Source organism: Streptomyces sp. CNQ329, from assembly GCF_000482585.1.
Genome location: NZ_AXVU01000009.1, coordinates 159,911 through 178,271, shown reverse-complemented (window position 1 = coordinate 178,271; position 18,361 = coordinate 159,911). Strand labels below are relative to the sequence as shown.

The window sequence follows — 18,361 nt, the reverse complement described above, 5'->3', positions numbered from 1 at the left end:
CTGCTTCGAGATGAGGACTCCCACCCCCATGAGGGGTTAAGGCCCCCTGTAGACGACGGGGTTGATAGGCCGGATCTGGAAGCCCTGTGAGGGGTGGAGGTGACCGGTACTAATAGGCCGAGGGCTTGTCCATAGCTGCTTGCGTCCACTGTGCGGGTTCTGAAACAACAACCCGTCCACACCACACCAGTCGTGATCTGGGTGGGGTGGTGTGGGGGAGAGTTTCATAGTGTTTCGGTGGTCATAGCGTTGGGGAAACGCCCGGTCTCATTCCGAACCCGGAAGCTAAGCCCGACCGCGCCGATGGTACTGCACGGGGGACCGTGTGGGAGAGTAGGTCACCGCCGAACAATTCTTCATGAGAGCCGTCCCGTACGCTGCGGGGCGGCTTTCGTGCGTTACCGTGGCCGATATGAGCGGACGCGCGCACCTGATGTGGGACCAGGCGGTCACCGCGTACGACTTCGGTCCCGAACACCCCATGGACCCGGTTCGGTTGGCGCTGACCATGCGTCTCGTCGAGGAGTTGGGGATCGACAGGTCCGTCGACGTCGTTGCCGCGCCCGCGGCCGGCGACTCAACGTTGCGGCTCGTCCACCGGCAGGACTACATCGACGCCGTGCGGAAGGCGTCGGCGGCACCGGAAGAAGCCGATCCCTCGTACGGACTCGGGACGATGGACGATCCGGCGTTCGCGGGAATGCACGAGGCGTCCGCGCTGATCGCCGGGCAGTCCGTGGCCGCCGCCGAGGCGGTGTGGGCCGGGCGGGCCATGCACGCAGTGAACTTCGCCGGCGGGCTGCATCATGCGATGCCCGGCGCCGCGTCGGGGTTCTGCGTCTACAACGATGCGGCGTTGGCCATCGCGCGGCTGCTGGAGCTGGGCGTGGAGCGGGTGGCGTACGTGGACGTGGACGTGCACCACGGCGACGGCGTGCAGGCGGTGTTCTGGGATGACCCGCGGGTGCTGACCGTTTCCGTCCACGAGCACCCCAGCACGCTCTTCCCCCAGACCGGTTGGCCCGAGGAGACCGGCGGGTGCGGTGCCGAGGGGCAGGCCGTGAACGTGGCGCTGCCGGCCGGGACCGGGGATGCGGGGTGGCTGAGGGCGTTCCACGCCGTCGTGCCGGAGCTGCTGGCGTCCTGGGGCCCTCAGGTGCTCGTGTCGCAGCACGGGGCCGATACGCATGCCGAGGACCCGTTGGCGCACCTCGCCGTCAGCCTGGATGCGCAGCGTGCGGTGATGGAGACCTGCCACCGCCTGGCGCACGAGCACGCGGACGGCAGGTGGCTCTCGCTCGGCGGGGGCGGGTACGCCGTCGTGGACGTCGTACCGCGCTCCTGGGCCCATCTCTGCGCCATCGCCGCCGGCCGTCCCGTCCCTCCAAAGACGGAGGTGCCCGAGGACTGGCGGGCCGAGGCGCTGCGGCGGACCGGACACCAGGCGCCGTACCGGATGACGGACGGGCGCGACGCCTCCTGGGCGGACTGGGAGGCGGGTTACGACCCCGCCTCGCCGCTGGATCGTGCGGTGCGTGCCGCGCGGCGCACCGTGTTCCCGGCGCATGGGCTGCTGCCCTGAGGGACGCGCCGCTGCCCGCCCTGCTTTCTTGCGGGTGAAGCTTTCTTGTGGGCGAAAATTTCGCGAAGCCGCCCGTTCCGCTCGTCAGGGCGGCCAGAGTAGGACGGGTGTTGACCGACGCGCCTTTGTTGCGTAGGCATCTGCTGTCGACGGGGATCGCCGGGCCGGTGGCGACGAGCCGTGACAAGAGCCTGCGCAGGTACCGGCAGTTCGCGGCCCGCGACCCCCGGGTGCTGCTCGGCCTGGAACCGGAACGCGACTGGTCGGTGCCCGAGTTGCTGCGGCTGATGGCCGAACGCTGCGGTACGAGCGGGGATCCGGACCGGATCTCGGGCGCCGAGGTCATTGATCCGGACCGTACGATCGCCGCCCTGGAAGCGTTCGCGGGGCGGCTCCGCGGCGCCGTACGCGACGGCGAGGCCGTGCTGTTCGGGACCGGCCATCCCGATCGCCTCCTCGGCTTCTACGCCCGCTTGGCCGCGGCGCTCTCGGCGGCTGGGTGCGTTGTTCTCACCCCCGGTGAGGGCAGAGATGTCGACATAACGACCCGATTCGGCGTACGTACATACCGCCTCAACTCCCCCGAGAGTGTCGCCGTTCTGGGTGGCCCTGAGCCCTCCGGCGGGCCCGCGACCAGGGGGGTCCATACTCACTCTCCGCTTCCCCTGCGTGCGGCACTCGGTGCCGCGGCGGCGGCCGGCGGGCCGCTGCCCGCGCTGGTGGTGGGGGATCACGGATGGGCCTGCGGGGCTGGTCAGTTGGGCATCGAGGCCATCGGTCTGGCGGACGCGGACGACCCGGCACCCTTCGTCGCCCAGGAGGAGGGCCGTGTGCCCGTGGTGGTGCCACTTGATGACTCTGTGCAACCGGACAGCTACGGGCCGCTGGCCGACTATGTGCTCAAACACGCCTGTCTGTCACCGTAGCCATGCGATCGCTACTCCTCTTCCCCACTTGCATCACCCGCCCCTAATCTGGGGAGGAGCGCGCATGCGAGGAGGAGGCACCGGAGGGGAAGCCGGTGTCCGTCATGTGCGGAAGGTTCAGGTGTGTCATGGCTGCAAACGATAAGCCTCTCAACGAGGTTGTGTTCCTGACCGTGGCGGAAGTAGCCGCGGTGATGCGTGTGTCCAAGATGACCGTGTACCGGTTGGTGCACAGCGGTCATCTGCCGGCGATCCGGGTGGGGAGGTCTTTCCGAGTGCCGGAGCAGGCCGTGCACGAGTACCTCCGTGAGTCGTATGTGGGGGTGGAGTCGGCCTGACGGGTCCGACCGGTTGCGCACCCTCGATTACGTCAATCCAGCTCGCCCGGGTAGGCTTGGGCCCCTGTAAGACGTGTGGGCCCTTGCCCGCCCACCCCGACGGAGAGAAGTGAGCGAGGGTACCCGTGGGCTCTGTGATCAAGAAGCGGCGTAAGCGGATGGCGAAGAAGAAGCACCGCAAGCTGCTGAAGCGCACGCGAGTGCAGCGCCGCAATAAGAAGTAAGCGGTAGCCCGCACCCGTACCGCCGTTCATCCGCCTTCCGGGCGGGTGGGCGGCGGTTGTGCGTGGTGCCGCGTTGGCCTGCGTATACGGTGGAGCGAGTGTGGGGGCCGGCAGGGAGAGGAAGGCGAAGGCCAGTGGGCAGGACCGTGCTCGTCACCGGAGTCGCCCGCCCTCTCGCCGGGCGCCTGGTCCGCCGGCTGCTGCGCGAGCCGGACGTCGACCGGGTCATCGGCGTCGACGCCCGGGCGCCCGAGCACGGGCTCGGCGGCGCCGCCTTCGTGCCCGCCGACATCCGTCATCCGGTGCTCGCCCGGATCCTCGTCGAGCACGGCGTCGACACCGTGATGCACATGGACGTCACCGGCACCCCGCTCGCCCGCGGCGGCCGGCCGGCGGTCAAGGAGAACAACGTCATCGGGTCCATGCACCTGCTCGGCGCCTGCCAGCAGGCGCCGCGCGTGCGGCGGCTCGTGGTCAAGTCCACCACCAGCGTCTACGGCTCCGCGCCCCGCGACCCCGCCGTCTTCACCGAGAGCACGGCGCCCAAGGCGCTGCCCAGCGGCGGCTTCGCGAAGGACGCGGTGGAGGTCGAGGGATACGTGCGCGGGTTCGCCCGGCGCCGCCCGGACGTCGCCGTGTGTGTACTGCGGTTCGCCAACATCCTGGGCCCGCGCGTGGACACCCCGCTCGCCGAGTACCTGGCGCTGCCTGCGCTGCCCACCGTCCTCGGCTACGACCCGAGGCTCCAGTTCGTCCACGAGGACGACGTCCTCGACGTGCTGCTGCTTGCGGCCGGCGAGCCCCGCCGCGGCACGATCAACAGCGGCACGTTCAACATCGCCGGCGAGGGCGTGCTGCTGCTGTCCCAGGCCGCCCGGCGGCTCGGCCGTCCCACCGTCCCGGTGCCGCTGCCGGCGGTGACCTGGGTCGGCTCGGCGCTGCGCTCCGCGGGGATGACGGACTTCTCGCCGGAGCAGATCCGGCTGCTGACCCACGGGCGGGTGGTGGAGACGACGCAGATGCGTGAACTGCTCGGCTTCACCCCGGAGTACTCGACGGTGGAGGCGTTCGCCGACTTCGCCGCCGGACAGGCGGCGGGGCTGCTCCCGCCGCGCGAGGTGCGGCGGGCCGTGGACGCGCTGGGCGAGCTGCTGGGGCTGCCGGGGGCCCGGACCCCGGCGCAGGCGGACGGCGCTGCGAAGGAGCCGGTGCACGATGGCTGACGCGAAGGTGATTCCGTTCGACGACGACCGCTCCCGCGGCGGAGGCAAGCCCCGGCGCCGGTCCGGCGCGGGCCGGCCGCGGCGTGCGGACGGCGGCGCCGGCGCGGAGGCGGCCCTCTCGGCGCTGCCCGGCGGGCAGGGACCCGCGGACGGCGGGGACGCGGAGAGTACGGACCCGGCGGAGGCCGGCGCAGCCGCGGGGACCGCGGACGGCGCCGCGCAGTCCGACGCCGCGTCAGCGGCCCGTACGGCGCCGCAGGGGGCCGAGGCCGCCGAGGCGATCGCCGCGGCGCTGCAGAGCGCCCTCCTGGGCGCGTTGCCGCGGCTCCTCGGCGGCGGCTGGGAGCGCAGGGCCACCGACGCGCTGAGCTTCCTGCGGCGGCGGCTGACGGGCGACTACGACGTCGACGAGTTCGGCTACGACGCGGAACTGACCGACCAGGTGCTCGTGCCGCTCTTCCGCCCCCTTTTCGAGAAGTACTTCCGGGTGACGGTCAGGGGCGTCGAGAACATCCCCGACACCGGCGGCGCACTCGTCGTCTGCAACCACTCCGGCGTGGTGCCCTGGGACGGGCTGATGGCCCAGATCGCCGTCCACGACCACCACCCCGCCGACCGCCATCTGCGGCTCCTCGCGGCCGACCTGGTGTTCGTGCTGCCGTTCGTCAACCAGCTCGCCCGCAAGGGCGGGCACACCCTGGCCTGCGCCGACGACGCGGCGCGGCTGCTGGCACGCGGCGAGGTCGTCGGCGTGATGCCGGAGGGCTTCAAGGGGATCGGCAAGCCGTTCGCCGATCGCTACAAGCTGCAGCGCTTCGGCCGCGGCGGCTTCGTCTCGACGGCGCTGCGGGCGGGAGCGCCGATCGTGCCGTGCTCGATCGTCGGGGCGGAGGAGATCTATCCGATGATCGGCAACGCCAAGACCGTGGCGCGGCTGCTGGGGCTGCCGTACTTCCCGGTGACGCCGACGTTCCCGTGGCTGGGCGCGCTCGGTGCCGTACCGCTGCCGACGAAGTGGACGATCGAGTTCGGCGAGCCGATCCCCACGGACGGCTATCCGCCGGAGGCGGCGGACGATCCCATGCTGATGTTCAACCTGACCGACCAGGTGCGCGAGACGATCCAGCACACGCTGTACAAGCTGCTCGTCGAGCGGCGGTCGGTCTTCTTCTGACCGGTACCCGCTACTCGTCGTCGCCGAAGTCGAGGCCCAGGTCGGGCAGCGGCAGCAGGGGCGGGAGGGTGATCTCCGGCTCCTTCTTGCCGGGGTCCTGCTCCGTGGGCGTGGAGCTGCCGCCGGTCTCCTGCCCGCCCGACGTGTCGTCGTCGGGCAGGACGCCGCCGATCAGGCCGTCCTCGCCGACCAGGCCGTCCTCCCGGGTGGCGCCGGGCTTCGGCTCGCCGTCGTCGCCGACCTCGCCGTCGGCCGTGGCGGTGGACGAGGGGGCGGGCTCGGGGTCGGTGTCGGCGCCGCTGCCGCCGGTGCTCGCGGTGCCGGGCGCGCTGCCGCTGGGCAAGGTGTCGTCCTCCGGGCCCGGCAGCAGCGAGGACAGCGGGGCGACGTCGTGCTTTATGGCGTCGAACACCGAGCTGACCTCGTCGACCAGCTCGCCCAGCTCGGCGGGGAGCCGGTCGCGCAACTGCTGCCAACTGCGCTCGTTCTTCTGGGAGAAGGCGGAGAGCGTCTGCATGGGGCCGAGGGAGCCGTTCTCGTCGTACGCGCCGCGCAGCAGCTTGCGGCCTTCGACGGCGTCGTGCCGTACGTTGTCGAGGGCTTCGCGGACCTCGTCCATCGACTCGGCGTCGAGCTCGCCGGCGCGCCCGCGCTCCATGAGCCGCCGCGCCTCGTTCAGCCGCGTGGACGCCTGGTCGAGGTAGATGCGACCGCGCTCGGTGTCGCCGTCGGCCATGCCGCGGCGCAGGTCTTCCATGCCGCGCTTGAGGCCGTAGAGGGTGTCGCCGGGGAGGGCGTCGGAGCTGACCGCGGCGGCGGCGCTGAGCGCGCCGGTCGCGACGCCGACGCCGACACCGCCGATGGCCACGCCGCGGGAGAGACGGGACTGCGGGCGCAGCCGGGACAGCGGGCCGGCCGCGCGATGGGCACCGCGCTTGCGGGGCGCCGGGACCGGCGGGGCTTCGGTGCTCTCGTCGGTGTCCTCGGCGAGCATCGCCTCCATGGCGGCGATGAGCCGGGTCCGCTGGACGGTCTTGACCTCGGGGTCCAGCGTCGGACCCGGCAACGAGGCGAGCTGGCCGGCGAGGCCCAGCAGCCGTGCCTGCTCGGGATCCGCGGCCAATGCCTCCGCCTGCTGCGCCCGAGACTCCTCATCAAGGGCCTGGGCGAAGGCGTTCGCCCGCCGGTGTGCCGATACGGATCCGATCACGGGCGGCACCTCCTGTCGACTCGGGGTCTCTGTGTCGGACTCCCTGTCCCGGCCCCGGCGTTGTACTCCTTGACCCATTTCACTCGAAGGAGTGAGTCAAGCTGGACAAGCCGTGGCCGGAGAAGCCCTGCTACCCGCTCAACGACGGGCAGGGCAGTCGGGTTACGCGGTGGCGTTGATACTACTTCGGCCGGCGGAGGCGCTCCGGGTATCGGAAGAGTCAAGGGAGATCGCTCCCCGTCAGCGGGCGTCGTCGGGCAGCAGCCGGGCCAGGGTGCGCACCGCCCGGTACTGCAGGGTCTTGATCGCGCCTTCGTTCTTGCCCATCACCCTGGCCGTCTCGGCCACCGACAGACCCTGGAGAAAGCGAAGGGTCACGCACTCCTGCTGCTGCGGGTTGAGCTTGCGCACGGTCTCCAGCAGCGCGGTGTTGGAGAGCGACTCCAGCACGGAGTCCTCGGGGCTGCGCTCGGTCTCGCTGGGGTCCAGCATCTCGCCGGTGGTGACCTCCAGGCGGAACCGGCTGGACTTGAAGTGGTCGGCGACCAGGTTGCGCGCGATCGTCACCAGCCAGGCGCCGAAGTCGCGCCCCTGCCAGGTGAACGTGCCGATCCGGCGCAGGGCGCGCAGGAAGGTTTCCGAGGTGAGGTCCTCGGCCGTCGCCCGGCCGCCGACGCGGTAGTAGATGTAGCGGTAGACGGTGTCGGCGTACTGGTCGTAGAGCCGGCCGAACGCCTCGGTCTCGCCGGCCTGGGCGCGCTCGACCAGGTCCATCATGCGGCGGCTGTCGCCGGTCGAGGGCTGCGGCTGCCGGGTCTGCCTGCCGCTACGCTCGCGGGTGCCCGCGCCGCCGGCCTGCCGGCGGCTGCTGCCCACCGCGGCGCTGCCGTCGGTGAGGGCGTAGGCGGGGCGTACGACCGGGCCGGCGGCGGGACTCGCTGCGGGGCCGGCGACGGCCAGGGCGGGCGAGAAGAGGCGCAGTTGCTCGATTACCTGCGCGCGCAGCGTAGCCAGACCTGAGGCGTCAACCCCGACGTATGGGTACACGGGACTCCCAGAGGCAGTGCTTCCATCACGTTCAGTGCGGGACCGTTGACCGACGTAGGTATGTGCGGGCACCGGATTGCGTCTGAGGAGAATAACGCTTCGTGTCGGTCGCGCTACCTCCAGTTGCTCAAATCACCGTTTCCGTCCGATCCCTAGTCTATTGACGTCCCCTCAAGTATCGGGCGTCGGATTGAGTTTGATCGGTAAGTGACACGAACTGCCTGGTTCACGGGCGTGTTGTGTGTTTCCCGGAGGAATCGGTCACGGGCGCGCCGCCGGTGACCCGTCGACGGCGGAGCCGGGGATACCGGCCGGGAGCGGTGCACGTGCGCCCGGTTCAGCGGCGGCGGCGCTGGAGGGCGGCCGCCGCGGCGGCGCCGCCGGCCACCGCCCCGACGCCCGCCGCGGCCGGGATGCCGACCTTCGCGGCCTTGCGGCCCGTCCGGTAGTCGCGCAGCCGCCAGCCGTGTTCGCGCGCGTGCTTGCGCAGCCGTGCGTCGGGGTTGATCGCGTACGGGTGGCCGACGAGGGAGAGCATGGGGATGTCGTTGGCCGAGTCGCTGTACGCGGCGCAGCGCCCCAACTCCAGTGCCTCGGCGGCGGCGAGGGCCCGTATCGCCTCGGCCTTGGCGGGCCCGTGCAGCACCTCGCCGACGAGCCGGCCGGTGTAGACGCCGCCGACGGACTCCGCGACGGTGCCCAGCGCGCCGGTCAGGCCGAGCCGGCGGGCGATGATCGTCGCGGTCTCGACCGGGGCGGCGGTGACGAGCCACACCTTCTGGCCGGCGTTGAGGTGCGCCTCGGCCAGCGCGCGGGTGCCGGGCCAGATGCGCTCGGCCATGTACTCGTCGTAGATCTCCTCGCCCATCTCCATGAGATCGGCGACGCGATGGCCCTGGACGATGGACAGCGCGCTGGACTGCGCGTCCTCCATGTGCCCGGAGTTCTCGGCGCCGGCGAGGCGGAAGTACGCCTGCTGCCAGGCGAACCGGGCGAGGTCGCGGGTGCGGAAGAACTTGCGCTTGTAGAGCCCGCGGCCGAAGTGGTAGAGCGCGGCGCCCTGCATGATCGTGTTGTCGAGGTCGAAGAAGGCCGCCGCGTGCACGTCGCCGTGGACGGGGAAGTCCGGCTCCTCGTCCTCTGCCGCGGCCCCCGTGGCCGCCCCGCCGTCCGCCGTGACGCCCTGTGCGAGGACGGCTTCGGCCTCCGCCTGCGCGGCGTGCTCCAGCTCCTGTGACGTCTTGCGCGCCGCCTCGGCCGCGGCTTCGCCGGCGGCGACGCTGCGTGCGGTCGCGCGGCGTCTGCGGCTGAGCCATCCGAATGCGGCCATGACGATGAGCATAACGGTGTGAGGGGGGTCATCCGGTGCCGAGGGGCCGGGCCTCCGCGGACGCGCGCGTGCATTCCCGGGGGGTTCCGCCCGGCTCTGGACGTCATGTGCCCGGCCGTTATCGTTCCGTGGCTGTTGTCTGTCCGGTTCTGCTTGCTTACGGGCGGCTCCGTACGCCCGTGCAGGGCGGCACAATCGATGACATGAGCCTGTTGCGACGTAGGACCGCCGCGTCCGTGCCCGCCCCCGCCGACCGGACCGTGACCCTCATCGGCAAGCCCGGCTGCCACCTGTGCGACGAGGCGCGCGAGGTCGTCGTCTCCGTCTGTGCGGAGCTGGGCGCCGGCTGGGAGGAGAAGGACATCACCCGCGACGAGGAGCTGTACCGCCGCTACTGGGAGCAGATCCCGGTGGTCCTCGTGGACGGTGAGCAGCACGACTTCTGGCGGGTGGACCCGGAGAGGCTGCGGCGGGCGCTGCGGTCGTGAGCCGGGGGGTGACGCCCGTCACTTTGCCCGGACAAAGCGGACACAATCTTTGTGCACGCGTTCACAAAGGCATAGCCTTCTCTCATCAGTGCGGTTTCGCCCCGGCGGGCCGTACGCGGCACCGCGCTAGCGTCAGGAGCACTGTGGCAACTGGCCGAACACACCGAACGGCGACCCGAAGCCGAGGGATTCCCGAGGCCACCGTCGCCCGGCTCCCGCTGTATCTGCGGGCCCTCACGGCGCTCTCGGAGCGCTCCGTGCCCACGGTCTCCTCCGAGGAACTGGCCGCCGCCGCCGGCGTCAACTCGGCGAAGCTGCGCAAGGACTTCTCGTACCTCGGCTCCTACGGCACCCGCGGCGTCGGCTACGACGTCGAGTACCTCGTCTACCAGATCTCACGCGAGCTGGGCCTGACCCAGGACTGGCCCGTGGTCATCGTCGGTATCGGTAACCTCGGCGCGGCCCTCGCCGGCTACGGCGGCTTCGCCTCCCGCGGCTTCCGCGTCGCGGGGCTCATCGACGCCGACCGGGCCATGACCGGCAAGCAGGTCGCGGGCCTGACCGTGCGGCACACCGACGAGCTGGAGCCGCTGATCAAGGAGAGCGGCGTCTCCATCGGCGTCATCGCCACCCCCGCGGGCGCCGCGCAGGCGGTCTGCAACCGGCTGGTGGAGGCGGGCGTCACCTCCATCCTCAACTTCGCGCCGACTGTGCTGAACGTCCCCGACGGCGTCGACGTGCGCAAGGTCGACCTCTCGATAGAACTGCAGATCCTCGCCTTCCACGAGCAGCGCAAGGCCGGCGAGGAGGCCGAGCTGCGCGAGGCCGAAGCGGCGGCGCAGGGCGGTACGCCCGCGGTGGAGACGGCGGCGCGCCCCGCCCCCGCCGCGAAGAAGCGCACCGGTCAGGGGCCCGACGGGGACGTACCCGCCGTGATGCCCGCATGAGTGTCCTCGTCGTCGGCCTCAGCCACCGCAGCGCGCCGGTGAGCGTGCTGGAGCGGGCCTCGCTCGCGCCGGACGCGCGCGCGAAGCTGCTCACGGACGCGGTGGCGGCGGCTCCGGTCACGGAGGCGGTGGCGCTGGCCACGTGCAACCGGATCGAGCTGTATGCGGCGGTGGACAAGTTCCACGCGGGCGTCGCCGAGCTGTCGACGCTGCTGGCGCAGCACGCGGGCGTGAGCCTGGAGGAGCTGACGCCGCACCTGTACGTGCACTACGAGGACCGCGCCGTGCACCACCTCTTCACGGTGGGCTGCGGGCTGGACTCCATGGTCGTCGGCGAGGGGCAGATCCTCGGGCAGATCAAGGAGTCCCTGGCGCTCGGGCAGCGGACGCACACCGCGGGCCGGACCCTGAACGACCTTTTCCAGCAGGCGCTGCGGGTCGGCAAGCGGGCGCACAGCGAGACGGGGATCGACAAGGCGGGCCAGTCCCTGGTGTCGTTCGGGCTGGCACAGCTCGCGGCCGGGGCGCCGGTGGCCGAGTGGGTGGCGGGCCGCCGCGCGCTGGTGATCGGCGCCGGGTCCATGTCGTCGCTGGCGGCGACGACGCTGGTGCGGGCCGGGGCGGCGGAGCTGGTGATCGCCAACCGCACGTACGCGCGCGCGGAGCGCCTGGCGGCGGGCCTGAACGCGGGGTCGCCGGCGGCGGGCGCCGCGGGCCTGATCCCGGCGCAGGCCGGGCCCGCGGGGGTTCCTCTCGCCCGTGCCGCGCGGGTCGAGGAGATCGCGGACGAGCTGGTGACGGCGGACGTGGTCATCTCGTGCACGGGTGCGACGGGCCTGGTGCTGACGGCGGCCGAGGTACGGGCTGCGCTGCGCCGCCGCGCCGGCGGAGCCGCCTCCGCCGGAGGCCCCCCGCTCGCGCTGCTCGATCTGGCGATGCCGCGTGATATCGATCACGCGCTGCATGAGGTGCCCGGGGTGCACTTCGTCGACATCGAGACCCTGGCCGGGGCCGCCGCCGACGCCCCCATGGCCGCCGACGTGGACCAGGTACGGGCCATCGTGGCCGAGGAGGTCGAGGTCTTCGGTGCCGCGCAGCGGGCCGCGAGCATCACGCCCACCGTCGTCGCGCTGCGGACCATGGCCCAGGACGTCGTCGCGGGCGAGATCGCCCGTTTGGAGGGTAGGCTGCCCGGGCTCGACGAACGTCAGCGGGCCGAGGTGGCGCAGACCGTGCGCCGCGTCGTGGACAAGCTGCTGCACGCGCCGACCGTACGGGTCAAGGAGCTGGCCGCCACCCCCGGCGGAGCGGGGTATGCGGACGCCCTGCGGGAGCTCTTCGACCTCGACCCGGCCACCGTCGACGCCGTCAGCCGCGCGGACTCCGGCCGCGCGGCGGCCAGCGCACGCAGTGAACGGGAGCCGTCATGACCGCAGCCAAGCCGACGCAGGCGAAGGGGGCCGGGGCGCAGGGAGCCTCGCGCTTCCAGCGCCCGTTGCGCCTGGGCACGCGGCGCAGCAAGCTCGCGTTCGCGCAGTCCGAGCTGGTTGCCGAATCGGTACGCCGGCTGACCGGGCGCGCCGTCGAGCTGGTCGCGATCACCACGTACGGGGACGTGTCCCGCCGGCACCTGTCCGAGATCGGCGGCCAGGGCGTCTTCGTCGCCGCCCTGCGCGAGGCCGTGATGCACGGCGAGGTGGACCTCGCGGTGCACTCGCTGAAGGATCTGCCGACCGCGCAGTCCGAGGAGCTGGTCATCGCCGCCGTGCCGCCCCGCGAGGACCCGCGCGACGTGCTCGTCGCCCGCGACGGCCTCGGCTTCGAGCAGGTGCTCGCCGCCGGCGGCCGGCCCCGGATCGGCACCGGCTCGGCGCGCCGCGCCGGCCAGTTGCACGCCTGGGCCCGCTCCCTCGGCGGCGCCATAGAGACCGTCCCGGTCCGCGGGAACGTCGACACCCGCATCGGGTACGTACACCAGGGCGAGCTCGACGCCGTCGTGCTCGCCGCCGCGGGGCTCAGCCGCCTCGGCCGGCTGGCCGAGGCCACCGAGCTGATACCCCTCGACGCAGTCTTGCCCGCCCCCGGCCAGGGGGCCCTGGCGATCGAGTGCGCCTCGTCGAGCGCGCACCTGACCGCCCAGCTCGCGGAGCTGGACGACCCGCTGACGCGGGTCGCCGTCACCGCCGAGCGGACGCTGCTCGCCGCCCTGGAGGCCGGCTGCAGCGCGCCCGTGGGCGCGCTCGCCGACCTGCACGCGGAGGGTCCCTCCGGGGCCGACTTGGGCACAGCGTCCACTGTCACCGAGATGCGCCTGCGCGGCGTCGTCGGCACCCCCGACGGCTCCGCTCTGGTGCAGATGTCCGCCACCGGCCCCGTGCCGGCGTCGTACGGCGACGCCGTGGCGCTCGGAAGCGAGCTCGCAGAAGAGATGCTCGCCAAGGGCGCGGCCGGTCTGATGGGGGAGCGACTTTGAGCCCCACGCCTTCGACCCGTAAGTCCAGCGCGTCGGCGCGTACAGCGACCGGCGCGGCCCGACCGCCCGGTCCCGCCGCCCGCGGGCACGTCACGTTCCTGGGCGCAGGACCCGGCGATCCCGGACTGCTCACGCTGCGCGCCGTGGAAGCGCTGTCTGCCGCGGACGTCCTGATCGCCGATCCGAAGGTCCTCGCCGTCGTACGCGCCCACGCGCGTGCCGGCGCGGTCACGCCGCACACGTCGGCGACGCCTGCGCCCGCGGCGCATACGTCGGCGGCCGCGGGGGACGACGAACCGCCAACGGCCGCTGACGCAGGCCATCTTGTCATGGAGGCCGCCCGCGCCGGCAGGCGGGTCGTGCATGCCGTGGCGGGCGACCCGGGCCTCGACGGCGGCGCCGCGCACGCGATGCGCGCCTGCGCGGCCGAGGGCATCGCCTTCGAGGTGGTGCCCGGTGTCGCGACCGCCGTGGGTGTGCCCGCGTACGCCGGTGTGCCGCTGCACGACCCGGAGGGCACGGACGTACGCGTCGTGGACGCCGCGACCGCTTCCGAGCAGATCTGGGGCGAGGTGGGCACCAGCGACTGCACCCTGGTGGTGCAGACGTCCCTGGAGGCCACCGCGGCGACGGCGCGCGAGCTGGTCGCCGCCGGCCGCAAGCCGGACACCCCGATGACGGTCACGCTCGCGGGCACGACGACGCGGCAGCGGACGTTCAGCGCCACGCTCGGCAGCGTCGCGCAGGTGCTGAAGTCGGCGAAGGTGCTGCCGTCGCCGGACGCCGGGCAGGCGGTCATAGCCGTCGTCGGCGAGCAGAGCGCGCCGGCCCGCCGCGAGCAGTTGGCCTGGTTCGAGTCCAAGCCGCTCTTCGGCTGGCACGTGCTCGTGCCGCGGACGAAGGAGCAGGCGGCGTCGCTGTCCGAGCAACTGCGCTCGTACGGTGCCGTGCCGCACGAGGTGCCGACCATCGCCGTCGAGCCGCCGCGTACCCCGCAGCAGATGGAGCGGGCGGTCAAGGGCCTGGTGACCGGCCGGTACGAGTGGATCGCCTTCACGTCCGTCAACGCCGTCAAGGCGGTGCGGGAGAAGTTCGAGGAGTACGGGCTCGACGCCCGCGCCTTCGCCGGGATCAAGGTCGCCGCGGTCGGCGAGCAGACGGCGGCGGCGCTGGTGGAGTTCGGCGTCCGGCCCGACCTGCAGCCCAGCGGCGAGCAGTCCTCGCACGGGCTGCTGGAGGACTGGCCGCCGTACGACCCGGTCTTCGACCCGATCGACCGGGTCTTCCTGCCGCGCGCCGACATCGCGACCGAGACGCTGGTGGCCGGGCTGAAGGACCTCGGCTGGGAGGTCGACGACATCACCGCCTACCGCACGGTGCGCGCGTCGCCGCCGCCGGCCGAGACCCGCGAGGCGATCAAGGGCGGCGGGTTCGACGCCGTGCTGTTCACCTCCTCCTCGACGGTACGGAACCTCGTCGGCATCGCCGGCAAGCCGCACAACGTCACGGTCATCGCCTGTATCGGCCCGGCCACGGCGAAGACCGCGGAGGAGCACGGGCTGCGCGTCGACGTCATGGCGCCGGAGCCGTCCGTGCACCGGCTGGCCGAGGCGCTGGCGGAGTTCGGCGCGCGGCGCCGGGCGGCGGCGGTCGAGGCCGGGGAGCACGTCACCCGGCCCAGCGAGCGCAGGCCGCGGCGGCGGGCGCGGACGACGACGACCACGAGCTGACGGGGCCCGCGGGGAGTGTCACCGCCGGGGCGTACGGTGGAAGCCGTCCGGCTCCCCGCCGCCCGGCGGGAGGCGCGCGGGTACGTGCCCTCCCTCGCCGGCGCCGGGAGACCGGCCGCCCCGGAGCACCACGGAGGTAAGCACACGTGTCTGGCACCGACGCCCCGCAGCCCGGCCCCGTCGCCGGTCCCGTCATCCGCCCGCGGCGGTTGCGCACCACGCCCGCGCTGCGGCGGATGGTCGCCGAGACCCGGCTGCACCCGGCGGAGCTGATCCTGCCCGCGTTCATCCGCGAGGGCCTTCAGGAGCCGCAGCCGATCGCCTCCATGCCGGGCGTCGTGCAGCACACCCGCGACACCCTGAAGAAGGCCGCCGCCGAGGCGGTCGCCGCGGGCATCGGCGGAATCATGCTCTTCGGCGTCCCGGAGGAGCACAAGAAGGACGCGATCGGCTCCGCCGGCACCGACCCCGACGGCATCCTGCAGGTCGCCCTGCGCGACGTGCGGGCCGAGGTCGGGGACGACCTGGTGATCATGTCCGACGTGTGCCTGGACGAGACCACCGACCACGGTCACTGCGGGGTCCTGGACGCCGCCGGCCGCGTCGACAACGACGCGACGCTGGCGCGGTACGCGGAGATGGCCGTGGTGCAGGCGGACGCCGGGGCGCACGTGCTGGGGCCGAGCGGCATGATGGACGGCCAGATCGCGGTGATCCGCGAAGCCCTGGACCGGGCGGGACACCAGGACACCGGGGTCCTCGCGTACACCGTGAAGTACTCCTCCGCCTTCTTCGGACCGTTCCGCGAGGCGATCAACTCGTCGCTGAAGGGTGACCGGAGGACCTACCAGCAGGACCCGCCGAACGGCCGCGAGGCGCTGCGCGAGCTGGCCCTCGACCTCGCCGAGGGCGCCGACATGGTGATGGTCAAGCCGGCCGGGCCGTATCTCGACGTGCTGCGCCGGGTCGCCGACGAGGCGGACGTGCCGGTGGCGGCGTACCAGATCTCGGGGGAGCTCGCGATGGTCGAAGCGGCGGCGGAGCGCGGCTGGGTCGACCGGGACGCGGCGATGATGGAGACGCTGACGGGGATCAGGCGGGCCGGGGCGCAGATGATCCTCACGTACTGGGCGATCGAGGCGGCCCAGAAGCTGCGCGGCTGACGCTCTGCGGGGCGGCGGCTGCGCCGGGGCCGCCGAGGGCGGCCCCGGGCCCGTACGACACCGTGTCAGCGCCTGCGCGCGCGCAGGACGGCGTCGTGGTGGTCGGCGGGCTCGCCGCCGTCATGGGGCTCGTGGCCCACGGGTGCCCGCCGCGTCCGGACCTCCGCCACGACGATCTCCCAGTCCGCCGGTGCCAGGTCCGCGGCCACGTCCTCCGCGGTGAAGTGCACCCCCGGGTGGGCCTCGGCGATGTGTGCCGCGCGGGGGTCCGTCTCGTGGTGGCCGACGACGAGCAGGGTGCCGCCCGCCGCCACCGCTCCCGCGAGGCGGCCGAAGAGTGCCGCGCGGGAGGCCGTCGTGTGCACGTAGTGCGTGGTGACGAGGTCGAAGGGGGCGCCGTCCGGCGTGGAGTCGGTCAGGTCGGCCCGCACCCACGTGATGCGGCCGGCGACCTCCGCGCCGCGCGTCTCGGCGTGCGCGCGGGCCCGGTCCAGCGCGGTGGCGGAGATGTCCACCGCCGTCACCCGCCAGCCGCGTTCGGCGAGCCAGAGGGCGTCGCCGCCCTCGCCGCAGCCGGCCTCCAGGGCGGTGCCCGGCGGCAGGCCGGCGATCTCGGTCACGAGCTGGGGGTTGGGCCGGCCGCTCCAGATCGCGTCCCGGCCGCGGTACTTCTCCTCCCAGTACGCCTCGCCGAACTCTTCCGTCGCGTTCGTCATCCTCGTATTCCTCTCGGTCGGTACGTACCTCACACGCCGACCCGGCGGGCGGCTACCGCCCGGCGGGCGTCCTCGGCGGCGAGGTCGGCGTTGATCTGCGCGCCGGCCATGGCGCCGGCCGACGAGGCGGCGTGGACCTGGGCGGTCACGTCGGTGACGTTGCCGGCGACCCACACGCCGGGCACGCCGGTGCGGCCGGTGGCGTCGGCGGGGATGTGCTCACCCATGCCGGACGGGTGCGCGACGGGGCGCAGCCCCAGGCCGTCCAGGAACCCGCCGCGGGCCACCATGCGGGAGGCCACCGCGAGGGCCTGGCGGGGCACCACCGTGCCGTCCGCGAGACGGACGCCCGCGAGCCGGTCCCCGGTGACCTCCAGGCCCGCGACCTCGCCGGTGACGACGCGCACGCCGAGGGCGTCCAACTGCGCGGCGTCCTCGCCGGCCGGAGGCTCCGTGGTGTGCGCGAAGTACGTGACATCGGCGCTCAACTGCCGGAACAGCAGCGCTTGGTGCAGGGCCATGGGCCCGGTCGCCAGCACGCCGATGGCCTGGTCGCGGACCTCCCAGCCGTGGCAGTAGGGGCAGTGCAGTACGTCCCGGCCCCAGCGCTCACGCAGGCCGTCGACCGCGGGCAGCTCGTCGACGAGTCCGGTGGTGACGAGCAGCCGCCGGACCCGTACGGACCGGCCGCCGGCGAGGGCGAGGACGAACCCGGGCCCGTCCTCGGTGTCCGGGGATCCGGGGCCGTCCTCCGCCTCCCGGGCGACCCCGGTGACCTCGCCGGTCACCACGTGGCCCCCGTACCCGCGCACCTCCGCGCGCCCGCGCGCCAGCAGCTCGCCCGGCGGCATGCCCTCGCGGCCCAGCAGCACGTGCACGCCGTCGGCCGGGGCGTTGCGCGGCGCACCCGCGTCGATCACCACCACGGAGCGGCGGGAGCGGGCCAGCATCAGCGCCCCGCTCAGCCCCGCGGCACCGCCGCCGATAACCGCCACCTCGTAGCTCTCCGCCGGCCCGGCACCCGTCCCGGCTCGTTCGGCCCTGTCGGTCACGTCGCCCACCTCCCTGCCGGCGACCATGCGGCCGGCCCGGTCGGAACCGCAAATCTTGTTGCCGTTATGGCAAACTGTGCGCATGGCCGACACCGACAGCGCCCCCGACCCGGACGCGGAACTCGACACCGCTCTCAACGCCGTCGGCCCTCGCCTGCGCGAGCTGCGCCGCCGCCGTGAGTCGACGCTGGCCGAGCTCTCCGCGGCCACCGGGATCTCGGTGAGCACCCTGTCGCGGCTGGAGTCCGGCACCCGCCGCCCCACGCTGGAGCTGCTGCTGCCGCTGGCCCGTGCGCACGGCGTCACCCTCGACGAACTCGTCGACGCCCCGCCCACCGGCGACCCCCGCATCCACCTGCGGCCGGTCACCCGCAACGGCATGACGATGCTGCCGCTGTCCCGCCGGGCAGCCGGCATCCAGGCGTTCAAGCTGATCCTGCCCGCGGGCAGCGGGCGCCGGGAGCCGGACCTGCGCACCCACGAGGGCTACGAGTGGATGTACGTGATGAGCGGCCGGCTCCGCGTCGTGCTCGGCGAGCACGACCTGATCCTCGAACCCGGCGAGGCGGCCGAGTTCGACACCCGCGTGCCGCACTGGTTCGGCGCGGCCGACGACGAGGCGGTGGAGTTCCTCAGCCTCTTCGGCGGCCAGGGCGAGCGCGCGCACCTGCGCGCCCGCCCGAAGTCGGCGTCCTAGCACGCGGGTCGGCCGGGCCGGCCGCTGTCAGTCCTGCGCGA

General features: G+C 73.2%; 18 protein-coding genes and 2 rRNA genes. 15 read left to right on the top strand and 5 right to left on the bottom strand.

Annotation, left to right across the window (positions count from 1 at the left end; all coding sequences use genetic code 11):
• From I003_RS0108985 to I003_RS0108950, 8 genes are all read left to right on the top strand, one after another.
• Positions 1-133 (top strand): 23S ribosomal RNA (locus I003_RS0108985); the annotation flags it as partial.
• 100 nt (positions 134-233) lie between these two features.
• A 5S ribosomal RNA gene (gene rrf / locus I003_RS0108980) occupies positions 234-350 on the top strand.
• A gap of 62 nt (positions 351-412) precedes the next feature.
• Positions 413-1,582, top strand: a complete 1,170-nt coding sequence (locus I003_RS0108975; protein WP_027771224.1) for an acetoin utilization protein AcuC — start codon at positions 413-415, stop codon at positions 1,580-1,582.
• A 107-nt stretch (positions 1,583-1,689) separates the two neighbouring features.
• Entirely contained in the window at positions 1,690-2,508 is an 819-nt protein-coding gene (locus I003_RS0108970) for a phosphatase (RefSeq protein WP_027771223.1), read from the top strand.
• Between the two features lie 128 nt (positions 2,509-2,636).
• Complete coding sequence (locus I003_RS0108965; protein ID WP_037783412.1) at positions 2,637-2,846, top strand: excisionase family DNA-binding protein; 210 nt, start codon at positions 2,637-2,639, stop codon at positions 2,844-2,846.
• A 125-nt stretch (positions 2,847-2,971) separates the two neighbouring features.
• The gene (locus I003_RS34615; RefSeq protein WP_003948845.1) at positions 2,972-3,070 is read left to right on the top strand and encodes a 30S ribosomal protein bS22; all 99 of its coding nucleotides are present in this window, start codon (positions 2,972-2,974) and stop codon (positions 3,068-3,070) included.
• 134 nt (positions 3,071-3,204) lie between these two features.
• Positions 3,205-4,293: an NAD-dependent epimerase/dehydratase family protein gene (locus I003_RS0108955; protein WP_027771222.1), complete on the top strand. Its 1,089-nt coding sequence runs from the start codon at positions 3,205-3,207 to the stop codon at positions 4,291-4,293.
• Positions 4,286-5,467 carry a lysophospholipid acyltransferase family protein gene (locus I003_RS0108950; RefSeq protein ID WP_027771221.1) on the top strand — a complete coding sequence of 394 codons (1,182 nt, stop codon included), beginning with the start codon at positions 4,286-4,288 and terminating at the stop codon, positions 5,465-5,467. The genes I003_RS0108955 and I003_RS0108950 overlap by 8 nt, the downstream gene beginning before the upstream one ends.
• A 10-nt stretch (positions 5,468-5,477) precedes the next feature.
• Here the strand turns inward: I003_RS0108950 and I003_RS0108945 are convergent, their stop codons facing one another.
• The 3 genes from I003_RS0108945 to I003_RS0108935 form a co-directional block, all read right to left on the bottom strand.
• Complete coding sequence (locus I003_RS0108945) at positions 5,478-6,677, bottom strand: DUF5667 domain-containing protein (protein ID WP_027771220.1); 1,200 nt, start codon at positions 6,675-6,677, stop codon at positions 5,478-5,480.
• Positions 6,678-6,917: 240 nt separating this feature from the next.
• Complete coding sequence (locus I003_RS0108940) at positions 6,918-7,724, bottom strand: ECF subfamily RNA polymerase sigma factor, BldN family (RefSeq protein WP_027771219.1); 807 nt, start codon at positions 7,722-7,724, stop codon at positions 6,918-6,920.
• 337 nt (positions 7,725-8,061) lie between these two features.
• Complete coding sequence (locus tag I003_RS0108935) at positions 8,062-9,054, bottom strand: HAD-IB family hydrolase (RefSeq protein WP_027771218.1); 993 nt, start codon at positions 9,052-9,054, stop codon at positions 8,062-8,064.
• A gap of 203 nt (positions 9,055-9,257) precedes the next feature.
• Here I003_RS0108935 and I003_RS0108930 point away from each other — a divergent pair, with 203 nt between their 5' ends.
• The 6 genes from I003_RS0108930 to hemB all read left to right on the top strand — a co-directional run bounded on the left by I003_RS0108930 (position 9,258) and on the right by hemB (position 15,855).
• Entirely contained in the window at positions 9,258-9,542 is a 285-nt protein-coding gene (locus I003_RS0108930; RefSeq protein WP_027771217.1) for a glutaredoxin family protein, read from the top strand.
• A gap of 143 nt (positions 9,543-9,685) precedes the next feature.
• Positions 9,686-10,489 carry a redox-sensing transcriptional repressor Rex gene (locus I003_RS0108925; RefSeq protein ID WP_037720403.1) on the top strand — a complete coding sequence of 268 codons (804 nt, stop codon included), beginning with the start codon at positions 9,686-9,688 and terminating at the stop codon, positions 10,487-10,489.
• Positions 10,486-11,919, top strand: coding sequence for a glutamyl-tRNA reductase (locus tag I003_RS0108920; protein WP_027771215.1), 1,434 nt, complete (start codon positions 10,486-10,488; stop codon positions 11,917-11,919). Before I003_RS0108925 ends, I003_RS0108920 begins: the two co-directional genes overlap by 4 nt.
• Positions 11,916-12,962, top strand: a complete 1,047-nt coding sequence (gene hemC / locus I003_RS0108915) for a hydroxymethylbilane synthase (RefSeq protein ID WP_051368147.1) — start codon at positions 11,916-11,918, stop codon at positions 12,960-12,962. Before I003_RS0108920 ends, hemC begins: the two co-directional genes overlap by 4 nt.
• 98 nt (positions 12,963-13,060) lie before the next feature.
• Positions 13,061-14,692 carry a bifunctional uroporphyrinogen-III C-methyltransferase/uroporphyrinogen-III synthase gene (locus I003_RS0108910; RefSeq protein ID WP_051368150.1) on the top strand — a complete coding sequence of 544 codons (1,632 nt, stop codon included), beginning with the start codon at positions 13,061-13,063 and terminating at the stop codon, positions 14,690-14,692.
• 146 nt (positions 14,693-14,838) lie between these two features.
• A complete protein-coding gene (hemB, locus tag I003_RS0108905) occupies positions 14,839-15,855 on the top strand; it encodes a porphobilinogen synthase (protein ID WP_051368146.1) in 1,017 nt (338 codons plus the stop codon).
• Positions 15,856-15,920: 65 nt separating this feature from the next.
• Here the strand turns inward: hemB and I003_RS0108900 are convergent, their stop codons facing one another.
• Together I003_RS0108900 and I003_RS0108895 are read right to left on the bottom strand one after the other, a co-directional pair.
• On the bottom strand, positions 15,921-16,571 hold the full coding sequence (locus tag I003_RS0108900; RefSeq protein WP_027771211.1) for a class I SAM-dependent methyltransferase: 651 nt from the start codon (positions 16,569-16,571) through the stop codon (positions 15,921-15,923).
• Between the two features lie 29 nt (positions 16,572-16,600).
• The gene (locus I003_RS0108895) at positions 16,601-17,650 is read right to left on the bottom strand and encodes an NAD(P)/FAD-dependent oxidoreductase (protein ID WP_037720400.1); all 1,050 of its coding nucleotides are present in this window, start codon (positions 17,648-17,650) and stop codon (positions 16,601-16,603) included.
• A 55-nt stretch (positions 17,651-17,705) separates the two neighbouring features.
• On the opposite strand from I003_RS0108895, the gene I003_RS0108890 reads away from it, so the two are divergent.
• Positions 17,706-18,320: a helix-turn-helix domain-containing protein gene (locus I003_RS0108890; RefSeq protein WP_027771209.1), complete on the top strand. Its 615-nt coding sequence runs from the start codon at positions 17,706-17,708 to the stop codon at positions 18,318-18,320.
• Positions 18,321-18,361 lie beyond the last annotated feature (41 nt).